Origin of the sequence: Caulobacter sp., assembly GCF_017744445.1 — a bacterium.
In the GTDB taxonomy this organism is placed as follows: Bacteria; Pseudomonadota; Alphaproteobacteria; order Caulobacterales; family Caulobacteraceae; genus Caulobacter.
This window is the reverse complement of the sequence record NZ_JAGIBH010000002.1, coordinates 334,110-350,416: the sequence shown is the minus strand read 5'-3', so window position 1 is coordinate 350,416 and position 16,307 is coordinate 334,110. Positions and strand designations below refer to the sequence as shown.

Annotated in this window: 12 protein-coding genes, 1 tRNA gene and 2 pseudogenes; 7 read left to right on the top strand and 8 right to left on the bottom strand. The window is 68.1% G+C overall.

The window, feature by feature from the left end; all coding sequences use genetic code 11:
- Positions 1 to 79: 79 nt before the first annotated feature.
- Entirely contained in the window at positions 80 to 565 is a 486-nt protein-coding gene (locus tag J7528_RS04970; protein ID WP_291871828.1) for an SRPBCC family protein, read from the bottom strand.
- 135 nt (positions 566 to 700) lie between these two features.
- Between J7528_RS04970 and J7528_RS04965 the strand changes: the two genes are divergently transcribed.
- The 4 genes and pseudogenes from J7528_RS04965 (at position 701) to J7528_RS04950 (ending at position 4,542) form a co-directional block, all read left to right on the top strand.
- Positions 701 to 886, top strand: a complete 186-nt coding sequence (locus tag J7528_RS04965; protein WP_291871827.1) for a hypothetical protein — start codon at positions 701 to 703, stop codon at positions 884 to 886.
- Positions 873 to 993: pseudogene (locus tag J7528_RS04960) on the top strand (hypothetical protein); the annotation flags it as partial. The gene J7528_RS04965 and the pseudogene J7528_RS04960, both read left to right, overlap by 14 nt.
- 134 nt (positions 994 to 1,127) lie before the next feature.
- Complete coding sequence (locus J7528_RS04955) at positions 1,128 to 1,892, top strand: SDR family oxidoreductase (RefSeq protein WP_291871826.1); 765 nt, start codon at positions 1,128 to 1,130, stop codon at positions 1,890 to 1,892.
- Between the two features lie 64 nt (positions 1,893 to 1,956).
- Positions 1,957 to 4,542: a response regulator gene (locus J7528_RS04950; RefSeq protein WP_291871825.1), complete on the top strand. Its 2,586-nt coding sequence runs from the start codon at positions 1,957 to 1,959 to the stop codon at positions 4,540 to 4,542.
- Positions 4,543 to 4,691: 149 nt separating this feature from the next.
- Here the strand turns inward: J7528_RS04950 and J7528_RS04945 are convergent, their stop codons facing one another.
- The 3 genes from J7528_RS04945 to typA form a co-directional block, all read right to left on the bottom strand.
- Positions 4,692 to 5,858 carry an aminotransferase gene (locus tag J7528_RS04945; protein WP_291871824.1) on the bottom strand — a complete coding sequence of 389 codons (1,167 nt, stop codon included), beginning with the start codon at positions 5,856 to 5,858 and terminating at the stop codon, positions 4,692 to 4,694.
- 166 nt (positions 5,859 to 6,024) lie between these two features.
- The gene (locus tag J7528_RS04940; RefSeq protein WP_291871823.1) at positions 6,025 to 8,430 is read right to left on the bottom strand and encodes an EAL domain-containing protein; all 2,406 of its coding nucleotides are present in this window, start codon (positions 8,428 to 8,430) and stop codon (positions 6,025 to 6,027) included.
- Positions 8,431 to 8,809: 379 nt separating this feature from the next.
- Positions 8,810 to 10,645: a translational GTPase TypA gene (typA, locus tag J7528_RS04935; protein WP_291871822.1), complete on the bottom strand. Its 1,836-nt coding sequence runs from the start codon at positions 10,643 to 10,645 to the stop codon at positions 8,810 to 8,812.
- Between the two features lie 644 nt (positions 10,646 to 11,289).
- Here typA and J7528_RS04930 point away from each other — a divergent pair.
- Positions 11,290 to 11,595, top strand: a pseudogene (locus J7528_RS04930) (energy transducer TonB); the annotation flags it as partial.
- Here the strand turns inward: J7528_RS04930 and J7528_RS04925 are convergent.
- Genes J7528_RS04925 through J7528_RS04915 form a run of 3 tightly spaced genes read right to left on the bottom strand, consistent with a single transcriptional unit; the run spans position 11,592 to position 13,596 of the window.
- The gene (locus tag J7528_RS04925; protein ID WP_291871821.1) at positions 11,592 to 12,251 is read right to left on the bottom strand and encodes a thermonuclease family protein; all 660 of its coding nucleotides are present in this window, start codon (positions 12,249 to 12,251) and stop codon (positions 11,592 to 11,594) included. The pseudogene J7528_RS04930 and the gene J7528_RS04925 overlap by 4 nt on opposite strands.
- On the bottom strand, positions 12,251 to 12,667 hold the full coding sequence (locus J7528_RS04920; protein ID WP_291871820.1) for a DUF5991 domain-containing protein: 417 nt from the start codon (positions 12,665 to 12,667) through the stop codon (positions 12,251 to 12,253). Before J7528_RS04920 ends, J7528_RS04925 begins: the two co-directional genes overlap by 1 nt.
- A gap of 2 nt (positions 12,668 to 12,669) precedes the next feature.
- Positions 12,670 to 13,596 (bottom strand): N-formylglutamate amidohydrolase, encoded by a 927-nt coding sequence (locus tag J7528_RS04915; protein ID WP_291871819.1) that lies wholly within the window; start codon positions 13,594 to 13,596, stop codon positions 12,670 to 12,672.
- Positions 13,597 to 13,774: 178 nt separating this feature from the next.
- Here J7528_RS04915 and cpdR point away from each other — a divergent pair, with 178 nt between their 5' ends.
- Both cpdR and J7528_RS04905 read left to right on the top strand, forming a co-directional pair.
- On the top strand, positions 13,775 to 14,131 hold the full coding sequence (gene cpdR / locus J7528_RS04910) for a cell cycle two-component system response regulator CpdR (RefSeq protein WP_291871818.1): 357 nt from the start codon (positions 13,775 to 13,777) through the stop codon (positions 14,129 to 14,131).
- Between the two features lie 101 nt (positions 14,132 to 14,232).
- Positions 14,233 to 14,307 (top strand) — tRNA-Val (locus tag J7528_RS04905).
- Between the two features lie 336 nt (positions 14,308 to 14,643).
- Here the strand turns inward: J7528_RS04905 and J7528_RS04900 are convergent.
- Complete coding sequence (locus tag J7528_RS04900; protein WP_291871817.1) at positions 14,644 to 16,305, bottom strand: carboxylesterase family protein; 1,662 nt, start codon at positions 16,303 to 16,305, stop codon at positions 14,644 to 14,646.
- Positions 16,306 to 16,307 lie beyond the last annotated feature (2 nt).

The following is a 16,307-nucleotide window of genomic DNA, read 5'->3' as shown; positions in this document are numbered from 1 at the left end:
CTGTCCAATTAGCCTCAGAGCCTTGGGATCTGGGCCCCGGCTTTCGCCGGGGAGACGGATGGGGGGAGGCTTCGGGGCCCTAAAGCGTCTTCGCCAGCGCTTCCAGTTGCCCCGCCACGATGCCCCAGCCTTCGTGGAAGCCCATCTGTTCGTGGGCGGCCTTGTCCTCGGCCGACCAGTGGCGGGCCACGGCGCGGTAGCGGGTCTTGCCGTCGCCCAAGTCCTCGAAGGTGATGATGGCGACCATGAACGGCTTGGCCGAGGGCTGCCAGGTTTCGGTGAAGGCGTCGGTGAAGACGATCTTCTTGTTGGGCACGACTTCCAGATAGACGCCCGGCTGCGGCATGACCTCGCCGTTGGGGCCGTGCATTTCCAGGAAGGTGTTGCCGCCGGTGCGTACGTCGGTGCGGACGTTCTTGACGGTCCAGGGCGCGGGGCAGAACCACTGCTCCATCAGCTCCGGCGTGGTCCAGCACTTGTAGAGGTTCTCGGCCGAGGCCTCGAGAACACGTTCCAGGACGAGTTCGCGATCGGCGGGGAAGGTGGCGGCGGTGTCGAGGGCCATGGGGGCGTTTCCTTTGTCGGTTGGAGTGAACTCTCGCCTCAAGGACGAAGCACTTCCACCCGATGCGACATCGACCTCGAAACTTTTTTCACGGGGGCTCGTTGGCCTGTGACACCCACACCAGGAGCGACCGTCATGCCTGAACGCGAAGACGCTTATGAGCCGACCAGCGTCGAGGTCGAACGCAACATCCAGCAGGGCGGCGGCGTCGGCGCTCGTGACCTGGCGCGGCAGGCTGAGCCGTCGGTGATCGCGCCCGAGGACGCGGATGAGGACGACGCGGTCGAGGAGTCGATCGGGCGGGCGCATCCGCACGACTGAAGACGTTCAGAACTACCCTAAACTCTACCCGTCATTCCCGCCCCTGTGGCGGGAACCCCTCTGTCCGCCGCAGGTGCGGAGGGCCGCTTGCATCTTACGTGTCAGCTTAACCAGGGGTTCCCGCCACAAGGGCGGGAATGACGGGAGTATTTGGGAAGGCGTTCCCAATCTTTGACCCACCCTTGACCCACAAGCCTCCCCGCCGCACTCTCCTTTCAAACAAGCGTTTAGGGAGCGCGCCGTGAACCTCTTCGACCTGACCGGCAAGGTGGCGATCATCACCGGATCCTCGCGCGGGATCGGCAAGGCGATCGCCGAGCGGATGGCCGAGCACGGGGCCAAGGTGGTGATCTCGTCGCGCAAGATCGAGCCGTGCGAGGAAGTCGCGGCGGCCCTCAACGCCAGGCACGGGGCGGGCACGGCGATCGCGGTCCCGGCCAATATCGCCTCGAAGGACGACCTGCGGAACCTGGTCGACGAGACCCTGAAAGCCTTCGGCCAGGTCGACATCTGCGTCTGCAACGCCGCCAGCAATCCCTATTACGGCCCGCTGGCCGGGATCAGCGACGACCAGTTCCGCAAGATCCTGGACAACAACATCATCAGCAATCACTGGCTGATCGGCATGGTCGCTCCGGAAATGCGGGCGCGGAAGGACGGGGCGATCATCATCGTGTCGTCGATCGGCGGCCTGCGCGGCAACGCCATCATCGGGGCCTACAACATCTCAAAGGCCGCCGACTTCCAGCTGGCCCGCAACCTGGCTCACGAGTTCGGCCCCGACAACGTGCGGGTCAACTGCATCGCGCCGGGCCTGATCAAGACCGATTTCGCCAAGGCGCTGTGGGACAATCCCGAGACCCTGGAGCGCTCGACCAAGGGCGTGCCGCTGCGCCGAATCGGCGAGCCGGACGAGCTGGCGGGCGCGGCGATCTACCTGGCCTCGAAGGCCGGCAGCTTCATGACTGGACAAGCTCTGGTAGTGGATGGGGGCGCCACGATCTGATCCTGGCAACCTGCGCGGTAAGCTTAACTCTTCTCACATCTATACCCGCGAAATCTCAGCGCCAATGCGGCGCTTGCTCACGTCCCTTGTCATGTTCGCCAGTCTCGCGGCCACCGCCGCCGGGGCGCAGACCAGTATTCCCCAGAGAAACGTTCCCGAGGCGAACCTCCCCTTGGGCCAGCGACTGGACCAGTTGAGCCGCGAGATCGGCGCCCACGAGACCCGCAACCCGCCGCGCGACAACGAGGACATCGAGCGCGCCGGCCGGCGCGCGATCAACGAGCGCGGCCAGGCCCGGCTGTTTGGCCTGTGGCGGGTGCTGTACGCCTACAAGAGCAACCAGATCCCCGGTCGCTTCGACGCCTGGGCCAAGGAGGCCCGCGCGGTCGCCGCCCGCGACCACGATCAGGCCCTGGCGACGCTGGTCGATCTGGAGAGCGTCGCCTATCGCCACGAGACGCGGGGTTTCCGCGCCTTCACCGACGCCGACTGGGGCCGGTTCATGCTGCGGTCGGGCTCGGACATCCGGCTGATGGCCGGCATCGAGCGGGTGCGCCACCTGGGGCAGGTGGGACGCTGGGCGCAGGCCGCCCGCCTGGCCGCCGACCTGACCACCGACCTGGAGAAGCGCGGCCGCATCGCCCAGCCGCTGCTGGCCGAGCTGCACCAGGTGCACAGCTACACGCTGTCGGACATCGGCGACAAGGAAGGGGCCCTGGACCACATGGCCCAGGCCGCGCGCCTGGACGAGCGCGACGCCTTCTACCTGCGCAAGATCGAGCGGGTCTACGACATCGCCTACACCGCCGCCGACCTGGGCGAACTGGACGCGGCCGAGCGGTTCGCCGTCTTGCATCACAAGATGACCGCGGCCGACGGCGACAAGGACCTGATCACCTGGGACCGCTTCCTGTGCGCGCGGATCGCCGGCTATCGCAACGCGCCGGCCAAGGTGCTGGAGTGCCTGGCGTCGGCCGCCGACAAGCTGGCCGCGCCTGATCGCCGCCTGCAGGTGCTGATGCTGGGCCAGCGCGCCCTGGCCGAGGCCCAGCTGGGCGACGCCGACGCGGCCCGCACGGACCTGGCGCGCCTGAAGGCCATCCCGACGACCCTGGCCACCCGCGACCCGCATCTGGAAAACCTGATCGACGCCTATATCGACCAGGCCGAGGGGCGCGGGGCCGACGCCTTCCGCAAACTGGACGCCTGGCGGCGCATCGACGGCGTCGAGGCCGACCGTGACCACTCGCGCAGCGTCGCCGAGATGTCCTCGGCCCTGGACAGCGAGCTGCGCGCCAAGCGCGACGACAACCGCCGCCTGACCGAGGAAGTCCGCCTGAGCCGCAGCCTGGCGCGGGCCTCGGTGGTGATCGCGCTGCTGCTGGGCGTGCTGGTCGCCGGCGGCGTGGCCTGGGCCGTGCACCAACGCCGGGCCTCGCGCCGCTTCAAGGATGCGCAGGAGCACGCCGAGGCCGCCAACAAGGCCAAGTCCGCGTTCCTGGCGGTGATGAGCCACGAGCTGCGCACGCCGCTGAACGGCATGCTGGGCGTGGGCCAGGCCCTGCGCGCCGGCCAGCTGACCCAGGATCAACGCGACCAGGTCGACCTGATCATGGACAGCGGCGACACCCTGCTGGTGCTGCTGAACGATATTCTGGACCTCTCCAAGATCGAGGCCGGCAAGCTGGAGATCGCCCCGACGGTCGGCGACCTGGTCCAGACCTGCTCGCGCCTGGTCAACGGCTATCAGCCCACGGCCCGCGAGAAGGGCGTCTGCCTGACCTTCAAGCTGGAGAGCGAGGCGCCGGGGCCGTTGATGTTCGACGGGGTGCGGGTGCGCCAGTGCCTGACGAACCTGGTCTCCAACGCCCTGAAGTTCACCACCCACGGCAAGGTCGAGGTGGCCCTGGCCTGCTACCCGGAAGACGAAGGCCGCGTCCGGGTGCGCTTGCGCGTGGCTGACACCGGTATCGGCATGAACGAGGCCACGGTCGGCAAGCTGTTCCGGCCCTTCGTGCAGGCCGACGCCTCGACCACCCGCAATTTCGGCGGCACGGGCCTGGGGCTGAACATCACCCGCCGCCTGGTCGAGATGATGCGCGGCGAAATCCGCGTCGAGAGCGAGGAAGGCCTGGGCTCGGTCTTCACGATCGAGATGCTGGTCGACGCCGCCGAGGCCGCCGACGTCCCGGTGTGGGAGGCCGAGACGGGCGACGAAGAGGCCGGCGGCTTCGCGGCGTTGCAAGGCCGCCGGGTGCTGGTGGTCGACGACCACCCGGTCAACCGCCGGGTCATCCGCCTGTTCCTCGACCCGTTCGATTGCGAGCTGATCGAGGCCGAGAACGGCCAGCAGGCCCTGGACGCGCTGGAGGTCGAACCGGTCGACATCGTGCTGATGGACGTCAACATGCCGGTGCTGGACGGCCTGGAAGCCACGCGGCGGCTGCGGCGGGATCCGCGTTTCGCGAAGCTGCCGGTGATCGCGCTGACGGCGGATGTGATGTCGGCGCAGATCAAGACGTGCCTGGAGGCCGGGTGCGATGCGCACGTGGCCAAGCCGATTGATCTGCGGAATCTGCTGTCGGCGATGGACCGGTGCCTGGCGCGGGGTGTGGCGCGGGAGTTGGCGGCGGGGCTGAGCGCGCTTTAGGGGAGCGCACCTACATTCCCATCTATAACTCCGTCATTCCCGCCCTTGTGGCGGGAACCCCTCTGTCCGCCGCAGGTGCGGAGGGCCGTTTGTCTCTCACCTGCCAGCTGAACCAGGGGTTCCCGCCACAAGGGCGGGAATGACGGAAGTTAGGGTTGGGCGAAAGAAGCCTTCGCCCTCGCCAACCGCTCCACCGCCGCATCCAACGTCCCATCCGCCTTCGCAAAACACAGCCGCACCACGTTCGTCACCGGGGTTTCGGCGAAGAACGCCGACACCGGGATCGCCGCCACCCCGAACTCGACCACACACCGCTCGCAGAACGTCACGTCGTCCAGCGCCACGCCCGACGCCGCCAAGTCGACGTTCAGGAAGTACGTCCCCTGGCTCTCCAGCACGACATACCCCGCCGCCCGTAGCCCCGCCGTCAGCCGGTCCCGCGATCGCTGCAAATCAGCCGGCATCTCGTCGAACCAGGCGCGGTGGTTCTCCAGCCCCCACGCCACGCCCGCCTGAAGGTTGGGCGGCGTCGTGAAGGTCAGGAACTGGTGCGCGGCCGCCAGGGCATTGGTCAGGGCGGGAGCGGCCATCAGGAAGCCGACCTTCCAGCCGGTCATGCCGAACAGCTTGCCGGCCGAGCCGATCTTCACCGTGCGCTCGCGCATGCCGGGGAAGGTGATCAGCGGGCGATGGTGGCGGCCGTCGAAGACCACGGCCTCCCAGACCTCGTCACAGACGGCGATCGCATCGTGCTTCACGCAGAACTCGGCGAGCAGCGCCAGGTCCTCTTCCGGCGTGACGACGGCGGCCGGGTTCAGCGGGCTGTTCAGGACCACCATGCGGGTCCTGTCGCTGAACACCGCCTCCAGCATCTCGCGCGTGAAGCGCCAGTCGGGCGGCGCCAGGCGGACCAGTCGGGGGATCCCGCCCGCCCGGCGCACCAGCGGCAGGTAGGCGTCGTACAGCGGCTGGAACAGCACCACCTCGTCGCCCGGCGAGATCAGCGCGGTGAACGCCGCCGCCAGGGCCTCGGTCGCGCCGGAGGTGACGACGATCTCGGTGTCGGGGTCAAGTTGCAGGTCCTGCGTCCGCCCATAGTGCCCGGCGACGGCGGCGCGCAGCTCGGGCAGGCCGCGCATCGGCGGATACTGGTTGGAGCCCTCGATCAGCGCCCGGGCGGCGGCCTCGCGCACGGGCAGGGGGCCCTGGTCGTCGGGGAACCCCTGACCGAGGTTGATCGCGCCGTGCTGGCGGGCCAGGCCGCTCATGCGCTCGAAGATCGTGGTGGGCAGGTTGTCGAAGACGGGGTGAACCATGGCGGTTGCGTAGCATGGTGGGCGGGTTTGCGCCCCCTCCGTCACGCCGTCTATCGACGGCGCGCCACCTCCCCCGCAAGCGGGGCAGGAGGGTTCAGCCGCCTCCTCCCTCGTGAAACGGGGGAGGTGGATCGCTGCGGATACGCAGCGAGACGGAGGGGGCGCTCTACCCCGTAACCGCTTCCTCAGACGCCCCGTCGTCCTCGCTCTCCCGCCGCATCTGCCGCGCCAGGTTCGACAACAGGAAGCTCGGAATATCCCCCACCGGCATCGGCCGCCCGTACAGGAAGCCCTGGAACTGGTCACACCGCATGTCGGTCAGCAGCTTCGCCTGGGCCGGTGTCTCGACGCCCTCGGCGGTGACTTCCAGGTTCAGGGTCTGGCCCAGCAGGGCGATGGTGCGCAGGATGTCGGCGATGGCCGTGTTGTCCTGCATCTCGGCCACGAACGAGCGGTCGATCTTGATCTTGTCGAACGGGAACCGCCACAGATAGGCCAGGCTGGAATAGCCGGTGCCGAAGTCGTCCATGGCGATCTTGACGCCCAGGGCCTTCAGGGCGGCCAGCTGTTCCAGGGTCTTGACGCTGTCGTGCAGCAGCAGGCCCTCGGTGATCTCCAGCTCCAGGCGCTGCGGGGCCAGGCCCGAGGCGTCCAGAGCCGCGCGGACCTGGGCCACCAGATCGCCCGAGGCGAACTGGTTGGGCGACAGGTTCACCGCCACGTTCAGGTGCGAGGGCCAGGTCGCGGCCGTGCGGCAGGCCTCGTGCAGCACCCACTCGCCGATGGTGCCGATCAGGCCCCACTGTTCGGCGCACTCGATGAAGTCGGCCGGCGGCACCAGGCCGCGGCGCGGATGCTGCCAGCGCAGCAGGGCCTCGAAGCCGATGGTCTCGTGCTCGACGCTGCCGATCAGCGGCTGGAAGAACAGCTTCAGCTCGTTGTTGGCCAGGGCGTCGCGCAGGTCCAGCTCCAGCGCGCGGCGCTCCTGGGCCCAGACGTCCATGGCGGTCTCGAAGAAGCGATAGGCGCCCCGGCCGTCGCCCTTGGCGCGGTAGAGGGCCAGGTCCGCGTTCTTGAGCAGGCCGTCGGGATCATCGGCGTCGAACGGCGCCACGGCGATGCCGACGCTGGCCCCGATCAGCACGTGGTGGCCGCGCACGTCATAGGGATCCGACAGGGTGGCGACGATGGCGCGGGCCAGCTCGCCCAGGGCCTCGTGGCCGGGCGAGGGGGCGATGACGACGGCGAACTCGTCGCCGCCCAGGCGCGAGACCAGACCCAGCTCGCCGACCGTGTCGCGCAGGCGGGCCGAAGCCTGGATCAGCAGATCATCGCCGATCGGATGGCCCAGGCTGTCATTGACGCCCTTGAAGTGATCGAGGTCCAGGCACAGGACCGCGCAACCGGTCCCGCCCTTTTTGCCATGCTCGGTCCAGGCCTTGCTGAGCGCTTGGAGGAACGACAGGCGGTTGGGCAGGGTGGTCAGCACGTCGTAATGGGCCAGGCGCGAGATGCGGGCCTGGTCCTCGCGGGCCTGGGTGATGTCGGCGCCCACGCCGCGGAAGCCGGTGAAGACGCCGCTCAGGTCGTGGACCGGTTTCGCGGAGAGCGACCACCAGTGGGTCTGACCGCCGACGGCGATCGAGACCGTCACGTCGCGGAAGGCCTTCTGGTCGAAGAACAGCGGGGCCAGGGCGGCGATCGGGCCCATCGGACCTTCGGCGGCGCCGCACAGCTCCGACATCGGACGGCCCAGCAGCTGGCTCTTGTCGACCCCGGCCGCGGCGGCCATGCGGTCGGAGACGTAGGTCATGGCGCCGTTGGCGTCGACTTCCCACAGCCAGTCGCTGGCGCCTTCCTCGAAGTCGGACAGCAGCAGGGACACGACCTGGCGCTGCTGCTCCAGCTCCTCGGCGGCGACCAGGCGGTCGGCGAAGATCTTGGCGTGCGACAGGCACGAGACGCTGACCACCATGTGGCAGAAGATCAGCAGGCCGCCCAGGGCGTACAGGATCGGATCGTTGCTGGTGGCCAGCACATAGAGGGCGCCGACGACCATCGGGGTCGAATAGGCGATGGCGGCGGCCGGCAGGGTCAGCATGGCGAAGCCGCCGCAGCCGATCATCCCGGCCAGCACCGAGGCGACCAGCATCGGCATGGCGCCGGCGAAGCCCTGCTCCTTGGGCATGGTCAGGATCGGCAGCGCGCCCCACAGGCAGCCCAGCACGCCGGCCTGCCAGGTGATGCGGCGCACGCCGCGCGCCGAGACCGAATTCTTGGTGCTCTTGCGGCGCTGCGAGACGACCCAGCCGCGCAGGCCCAGCAAGGCGTAGCTGACCACCAGGGCGGCCCAGACGGTGAGGACGGCGGTGTGGCGGCTGTTGAGGCCCGCCAGCCCGACCAGCAGGGCAATGACGATATTGGCGCCCATCATCACGGGCGTCATGCGCAGGATGCTCTGCACCTGCTCCATGCGGACGCGGCCGGCCATGGCCTCGGGCACGTGCGGAAGCAGGCGGTCGTGCAGCGCGGACGCGCCGCGATTGATCAGCGTGCTGGCGGCGATGCGCACGGCGCGTGCCCTTTGGTTCGACGGAGCGGAAGTCCCCCTCGGTAACCATCGTTCGGCCGGGTAAACCTGCGGTTAAGGTCTCGAATTCGCGGAGTAAATTGAGGGGTGAAATGAGTAGGGCGGCGGTATTCGAGGGGGTGAGTTCAGTTGACCTAACGTAATCCGCCCCTGGCCCGTCTTCCCGGCGAAAGCCGGGACCCAGATCTCATGGCGTTGGGGCTGAGTGGAATGGCCCCGCGTTCTTAGAGCCCACCCCAGCATTCTTCCATCTGGGCCCCGGCTTTCGCCGGGGAAGCGGAGTGGGGGGAGGGGGAGCAGGCCAAAGAAAAAGGCCGCCGTCCTTGCGAACGGCGGCCCCAATCTCAGTGGTCGTAAACGACTACTCTTCCTTGACGCGACGCTTGCGGAACGACGGGTTCAGGATCTGCTTGCGCAGGCGGATGTTCTTCGGGGTCACCTCGACCAGCTCGTCTTCCTCGATATAGGCGATGGCCTGTTCAAGGGTCATCTTGCGCGGCGGGGTCAGGCGGATCGACTCGTCCTTGCCCGAGGCGCGGACGTTGGTCAGCTGCTTGGCCTTCATCGGGTTGACGTCCAGATCGTCCGAACGGGCGTTCTCGCCGATGATCATGCCGAGGTAGGTCTTCTCGCCGGCGCCGACGAACATCACGCCGCGCTCTTCCAGGTTCCACAGCGCGTAGGCCGCGGTTTCACCGTCCGAGTTCGAGATCAGCACGCCCTTGCGCTGTTGGTCGATCGCGCCCTTGTAGGGCTCGTAGTGGCTGAACACGCGGTTCAGCACGCCCGAACCGCGCGTGTCGGTCAGGAACTCGCCCTGATAGCCGATCAGCGAGCGCGACGGGGCGGTCAGCTGGATGCGGGTCTTGCCGGCGCCCGACGGACCCATGTCCTTCAGCTCGGCCTTACGCAGCGACAGCTTCTCGATGACGATGCCCGAGAACTCGTCGTCGACGTCGATCATGACGTCTTCCATCGGCTCCAGGCGCTTGCCGGTTTCCGGGTCGGTCTGGAACACGACGCGCGGACGCGAGATCGAGACCTCGAAGCCCTCGCGGCGCATGTTTTCGATCAGAACGCCCAGCTGCAGTTCGCCGCGGCCCGAGACTTCGTAGGCGTCGCCTTCGCTGGTCTCGGTCACCTTGATGGCGACGTTGCTCTCGGCTTCCTTCAGCAGGCGGTCGCGGATGACGCGCGACTGGACCTTGTCGCCTTCGCGGCCGGCCAGCGGGCTGTCATTGACCGAGACGGTCATCGAGATGGTCGGCGGGTCGATCGGCTGCGAGGGCAGGGCTTCGGTGACTTCCAGGGCGCACAGGGTGTCGGCCACGGTCGCCTTGGACATGCCGGCGATGGCGACGATGTCACCCGCTTCCGCGCCCTCGTCGATCGGCTGGCGTTTCAGGCCGCGGAAGGCCAGCACCTTGGTGATGCGGCCGCGCTCGATTTCCTTGCCGTTGCGGTCCAGGGCGTGGATGGCCATGCCGGGGACGGCGCGGCCGCTCTCGATGCGGCCCGTCAGCAGACGGCCCAGGAACGGGTCGCTTTCGATCAGCACGTTCAGGATCTGGAACGGCTCGTCCTTCTTGGCGACCTGCTTGGGTTCCGGCACGTGGCGGACGATCAGGTCGAACAGCGGGGCGAGGTTGTCGCTGGGCACGTTCATGTCCAGCGTCGCCCAGCCCGAACGGCCCGAGGCGTAGATGTGCGGGAAGTCCAGCTGCTCGTCCGTGGCGCCGATGGCGGCGAACAGGTCGAAGGCGGCGTTGTGGACGCGGTCCGGATCGGCGTGGGCGCGGTCGACCTTGTTGATGCAGAGGATCGGGCGCAGGCCCATCTTCAGCGCCTTGGTCAGCACGAACTTGGTCTGCGGCATGACGCCTTCCTCGGCGTCGATCAGCAGGACGCAGCCGTCCACCATGCCCAGGATGCGCTCGACCTCACCGCCGAAGTCGGCGTGGCCGGGGGTGTCGATGATGTTGATGCGGGTCTCGCCCGCTTCACCGTTCCACAGGACGCTGGTGCACTTGGCCAGGATGGTGATGCCGCGCTCGCGCTCCTGGTCGTTGGAGTCCATGGCGCGCTCGGTCGTGGCTTCGTTGGCGCGGAAGACGCCCGATTGGGCCAGCAGCTGGTCGACGAGGGTGGTCTTGCCATGATCGACGTGCGCGATGATGGCGATATTTCGCATGGACATGGGGGCGGACGGACTTTCGGGAGGAATAGGGGATGACGCATCACGCGTCAGGCGCGCGGCTTTTACGCGACTGCGCTCGATTTATCTAGCCCTGACGCTGTGAAACACTTGTCGCAGGTAACCGGTGTCATTCGCAAAGCCTTATCCGGCTTGGCTTTGCGCGATGTTTGCTCGAGAGACCGTTTCAAACGCAACAAATTGTGCGCTGCAACATGCACAATTTTTAGGCTATTTCAAATAGCGCCGTTACGTAATCCTTGTGCAGCAACGGGTTGCCTCAATCCCCTGTCGAAAAATCGACATTGAAGCGCAATTTTCCGCTTGCCTAATTTTGCGCCGCACCCTATAAACAATCCTGTGAGGCGGCGCTGCCGCTTCTGCCCTTCCTGGGCGTTTCCTCCCTAATGAACTGGCCCGGTGGTTTCACCGGGCTTTTTTTTGGCCTGAGCGGACCTAGAGGTCGCGAAAGGCCCTTGGGTTCCCGTTCAGCGCGCAGGCGTTTGACAGAAAAGCGTCGATCCCTCCCACTGCTGACGATTGCAGAGCGAACCGGGGGGTAAGCTTTGAAACGACGGCGCATGATGTTCGGGGCGGCTCTTCTGGCCGCCGTCGGTGTCACCAGTGTGACGCCCGCCCAGCAGCGCCTGCCGCCGCTGCGAATCCTGAAATCGCCGTCGCCGGACGTCCTGGCCGGTCTGTTCCCCGCCACCGCCCGCCGGGCCGGAGTCGAGGGCGCCGCCACGCTGGAATGCGTGATCCGCCGCGACGGAAGTTTCGGCGACTGCGTGGTGCGGGGCGAGAACCCCGAAGGCCTGGGCTTCGGCGGCGCGGCCTTGATGGCCATGACCTATTACCAGGTCGACGTGACGGGCCCGAACGCGGTGCAGGTGCAGCGCCGCATGCCCGGAATCACGATTCGCTTCGCCTTGCCGCCGGGAGCGCCCCGCTAGGGCTGGGTGGTCAGGTCGCGCGGCAGCTCGCGCGCGCGCCACTGCGCGGGCGACTCGAACTTGCCCGCCCACAGTCCGGCCTTGCGGTCCTGGGCGGCGCTCTCGGAGTCGGCGTACTGGCCCTCGAAGTCGGCGGCCCAGCCGTCCTCGACCATGGCCAGGTTCAAGGACTTGAGATCCGACTCGCAAGCGCCCGTCGCGCCCTCTTCTGTGGCGTCTGGGCAGGGCGCGTCGGCGACGAAGCACAGGCCCAGCCAGCGACCGTCGGTGGTCGGCGGGCCTTCCGGGCGGCAGGCCACCTGGCGTCCGCCGATCAACTTTTCCAGATGCTCGCGCGCGGCCTCGCCGCAGGCCCACGAGCGACCATCCTTGTCCTCGCAGGTCTGGGCCAGTTCCGGCGCGTCGATCGTCCAGAGATCGGCCTCGACGCCCTGGATCAGCAGGGTGTCGCCGTCCAGGGCGCGGGCCAGGCCAAACAGCGACGTGCGGGGATCGGCCGGATCGACCGGGGCTTGGGCGGCCTGGACGCCGTACTTCGCCGCGTCGGCCTGCTTGATCGGATGGACGCGCGGCCGGGCGACCTCGTAGGCGAAGATCCCGGCGGCGGCGACGCCGGCCACGACCAGCAGGGCGATCACGACCTTGGACACGCGCATCAGCGGACCTTTTTGAAGAAAGGGGCGGGCGAGCGCGTCGCGCCCTCGTCGGGGACGAAGCCCGTCCAGCGGGTCAGCAGCCGCCCGTCCGATCGCGACAGCACGAACAGCGGCGCGCCGGGCTTGTAGGTCTGGACCCCGAACCGATTGCCCGCCGCAGGGGGCGGATAACGCAGGAACCGCACCGTCAGGCCTTCGGGCGAGGCTTGGGTGTCGCAGATCAGGGTCTCCAGGGTCTGGAAGCCCTCGCCGTGGAACTGGCAGGTCCCGTCTTTCAGCGTCAGCCGCCAGGTGACCAGGATCGGCGACCCGCCCGCCGTGCGGCCGCCGTCATAGGTGTAGCTGTAGACGCCGTCCCAGCCGGCGGTCGAGGCAGGGGCTGCCAGGGCGAGTGCGGCGGCGAGGGCGGGAAGCATGCCTAGCGCAGCTCCCCCACATCCAACCCCGCCAGCGCCCGGGTCAGCGCCTCGGCGTCGGCCGTCAGCCTGGCCAGCCCTTCGGTCGGCTCGCGCGTGGTCTCATTCATATAGAGCGCGCGGTTGATCTCGATCTGCAGGGCGTGGGTGCGTTTGGCCGGGCGGCCGTAGTGTTCGGTGGTGTAGCCGCCGGCATAGGGGGCGTTGCGCACGACGCGGTAGCCCAGGCCTTCCAGCTCGCGCTCGACCAGGCCGGTCAACTTGGGCGAGCAGGCCGCGCCGAAGCGGTCGCCCAGCACGATGTCGCACGGCCCGCCGCCCTTGGCCCGCTGGCCGCGCGCGGCGGCGGCGGGCATCGAGTGCCAGTCGATCAGCACCGCCACGCCGTGCGCCGTCCGCGCCGCCGCCAGCTGGCGGTCCAGGGCGTCGTGATAGGGCCGGTGGGCCAGCTCGACCCGGTCCTTGGCCTCGGCGAAGGTCAGCTTGCGGGCATAGATTGGCCGGCCCTCGCCGGCGATGCGGGGGATCGTGCCGAGCCCCGCCGCCACCCGCGCCGTGCGGCCCCGCGCGTATTCCGGCAGCTCGCCCTCGAACATCGCCGGATCCAGTTCCCACGGCTCGCGATTGAGGTCGACATAGGCGCGGGCGAAGCGAGCGCGGATCAGGCTGGCGCCCAAAGCGGGGGTCCCGGCCACGATCCGGTCGACGAAGGCGTCCTCCGAGGCGCGCAGGGTCTCGACCGGCAGGCGGGCGGCCGAGGTCATGTCCTCGGGATAGACGTCTCCGGAATGGGGCGAGGCGAACACCAGGGCCGTCGGCGGCGGCGCGCCGGCCGGGGCGGCGCGCGTGATCTCGAACGCCGGCCCGCCGAGGGTCTCCAGCGGCGCGGTCGTCGAGTCATCGCCGGAGAGGGGCCGCCAAGCGCTCATGCCGCCATCATCGAAGGCGGGCGGTCCGGGGTCAAACGCGAATAATTCGCAAGGGCCCCAATAGCGCGATCCGTCCACAGCCGGCTGCGACCCGCGACGATTAGGTTCATCCCCGATTTACGATGCGCGCGGTAAGGTGGCTCCTCTATCGACGCACATCTTCCGGACACGTGACCTGATGGCCCGCATCCTTCTCGCCGAAGACGACGATTCCCTCCGCGGCTTCCTGGCCCGGGCGCTGGAGCGCGCCGGCTTCGAAGTCCAGGCCTGCGCCGACGGCGAGGAAGCCGTCCAGCACCTGGAAGCCCCCTGGGACCTGCTGCTGACCGACATCGTCATGCCCGGCATGGACGGCATCGAGGTGGCCCGCCAGGCCGCCGCCCGCGATCCGTCCCTGCGCATCATGTTCATCACCGGTTTCGCCGCCGTGGCCCTGTCGGCGCAGGACCGCGCGCCGGCCGGCGCCAAGGTGCTGTCCAAGCCCGTCCACCTGCGCGACCTGGTCGCCGAGGTGGAAAAGATGATGGCGGCCTAAAAAACTTCGAAAGGCGGCTTGCCTACCGGAAAAGCCGCCGCTATACCCCCACACCTTCCCGGCCGGGACGTCTTCTCGAAGACGCTTCGGATCGCTTCGGCGGACGCGTAGCTCAGCGGGAGAGCACTACGTTGACATCGTAGGGGTCACAGGTTCAATCCCTGTCGCGTCCACCATTTCCTCCCAACCCATGAACTGCCTGCGAAATCTGGAAAATCCAGAGCGCACAAGGGCTTCTGCGACACCACCATGCTGCACACGGTCACTTCCAGACCGTCAGAAAATGGTGGCGGTTCAGGCTCTTCAGGCCGATCCGGCTTCGGCGGCTAAACCTTGTGAAGCTTGGGGCGCAGCAAGAGCTCAAAGGCGTCTTGGGGCTGCGAAATCGCCGGCGCTATCGCGTGGGCAGGGATCGTCTGTCCCGCAAAGACGGGAGAGACGTGGCGCGCAATGCTTTTTCCGCCGTGCGCCATCCCGGATGCTTTTCGAGCTTAAGGCAGGCTACGCCCATCCTAGGGCGTCGATGAGCATGACGCCGCCGGAGAGGGCAAGACCGGCGCGGACGCGCCCGTGCGCCAGTTCCAGGATTGGCTCCCGTCAACCCGGCGGCGGCACATCACCTGTTCGTGCAGAGTGTACATGCCGGGCATGAAACCTGTGGAGACCCGGGGGCTGTCGGCGAAGGTCATGAAGGCGTTCGCCGAACCGAAGGCGTTCCAGACGGGCGCCTGCCCGGACGACGGCTTCCCGCTGCGGGCGAAGCTGGTCCAGTAGTCCAGCATCGCGCTGGAGAGCGCGCGCTCGCCCGCCGTGTCCGGGATCGCCGGCCAAGCCGGCGGCGTCTTGGTGATCGTGCCGAAGACGAAGGGCACCTCGCTGGCGTGGAAGCCGGTCAGGCCGGCCTTATCCGCGCTGGGGTAGCTGTGGCTGAAATAATAGAGGTATGCGGGCTGGCCCAGCGAGGCCTGCTTACGCACGAGACGCTCGGAAGCCCAGCCGAAGACGGCGTCTCGCGTGCTGTCCAGACCGGCCTGGGCCAGGTCGCCGGTCGCCGGATAGAGGCGCAGATAGTCGTCGGCCAGATCGCCGTAGCGGGCCTTGATCCCTTCGGCATAGGCCTCGGGGCTAGTGGGAACCGGCGGGGCCAGGAAGCGGAGGCTACGGATCTCGCCGCTGTTGAAGCCGGCGATCAGCGGAACCGGCGCCTGCTCGCCGTGATCGAAGGTGTCGACCAGCTGGCGTTTCAGGATCTTGCCGTCGATTGTCCCATAAGGCGGATAACCGGCCTTGGAAGCGTCTTCGACCAGCTGGCGCGCATCCATGGCCCGCAGCTTGGCGAGGTTGGGCGCCTGCAGCTTGCCGGCCAGCCACAGGCCGATGTCCTCGGCCGCGAATTCCTCGCCGCGCTTGCCGCGCAGTTCGGGCATGGTGAAGAGGTAGCCGCTCTCGACGATCGCCTTGTCGAAGGTCCCGCGCGCCCGGGGCGAGGCGAGCAGGTACTCGACGCTGAGCGCGCCGGCGGACTCGCCGAAGATCGTCACGTTGGCCGGATCGCCGCCGAACGCGGCGATGTTCTCGCGCACCCATTTCAGCGCCTGGATCTGGTCGAGCAGGCCGTAGTTGCCGGAGGTGTCCTCGGACGACTCCTTGCTCAGCTCGGGATGGGCCAGATAGCCCAGCACGCCCAGGCGATAGTTGATCGAGACCAGCACGACGCCGCGCTTGGCGAACTCCTGGCCGTCGTACATCTCCGAATGGCCGGAGCCCCAGATCAGCGTGCCACCGTGGATCCAGACCATCACCGGCGCCTTGCGGGCGTTGGCGGGCGCGGTGACGTCGAGTGTGAGGCAGTCCTCCGACATCGGGACCTTGCCCCGATCATAGGGACCAGCGCCCATCGGCGGCTGCATGCAGGCCACGCCCATCGTCTGGGCGGCGCGGACGCCCGTCCATTTCGGCATCGGCGCGGGCGGGCGCCAGCGACGCTCGCCGACGGGCGGAAGCGCGTAGGGGATGGCCCGGAACACGTCGGCGTTCCCTTCGCGCAGGCCTTGGACGGAGCCGGCGGGAGCCGCGACGACCGGAGCGTCGCTGGCCGCGAACGCCGAGGTCGCGCCGCTGGCCAGAAGGACCGCGGCCAAGGTCGCGGCCAGGCCGCGCGAGAAACGCTTCATCA

Excerpts from the sequence above, each read along its gene's own strand:
- J7528_RS04970 (WP_291871828.1), bottom strand. The coding sequence starts at position 565 with ATGGCCCTCGACACCGCCGCCACCTTCCCCGCCGATCGCGAACTCGTC.
- J7528_RS04965 (WP_291871827.1), top strand. The coding sequence starts at position 701 with ATGCCTGAACGCGAAGACGCTTATGAGCCGACCAGCGTCGAGGTCGAA.
- J7528_RS04950 (WP_291871825.1), top strand. The coding sequence starts at position 1,957 with ATGCGGCGCTTGCTCACGTCCCTTGTCATGTTCGCCAGTCTCGCGGCC.
- J7528_RS04945 (WP_291871824.1), bottom strand. The coding sequence starts at position 5,858 with ATGGTTCACCCCGTCTTCGACAACCTGCCCACCACGATCTTCGAGCGC.
- typA (WP_291871822.1), bottom strand. The coding sequence starts at position 10,645 with ATGTCCATGCGAAATATCGCCATCATCGCGCACGTCGATCATGGCAAG.
- J7528_RS04925 (WP_291871821.1), bottom strand. The coding sequence starts at position 12,251 with ATGCGCGTGTCCAAGGTCGTGATCGCCCTGCTGGTCGTGGCCGGCGTC.
- J7528_RS04920 (WP_291871820.1), bottom strand. The coding sequence starts at position 12,667 with ATGCTTCCCGCCCTCGCCGCCGCACTCGCCCTGGCAGCCCCTGCCTCG.
- J7528_RS04915 (WP_291871819.1), bottom strand. The coding sequence starts at position 13,596 with ATGAGCGCTTGGCGGCCCCTCTCCGGCGATGACTCGACGACCGCGCCG.
- cpdR (WP_291871818.1), top strand. The coding sequence starts at position 13,775 with ATGGCCCGCATCCTTCTCGCCGAAGACGACGATTCCCTCCGCGGCTTC.
- J7528_RS04900 (WP_291871817.1), bottom strand. The coding sequence starts at position 16,305 with ATGAAGCGTTTCTCGCGCGGCCTGGCCGCGACCTTGGCCGCGGTCCTT.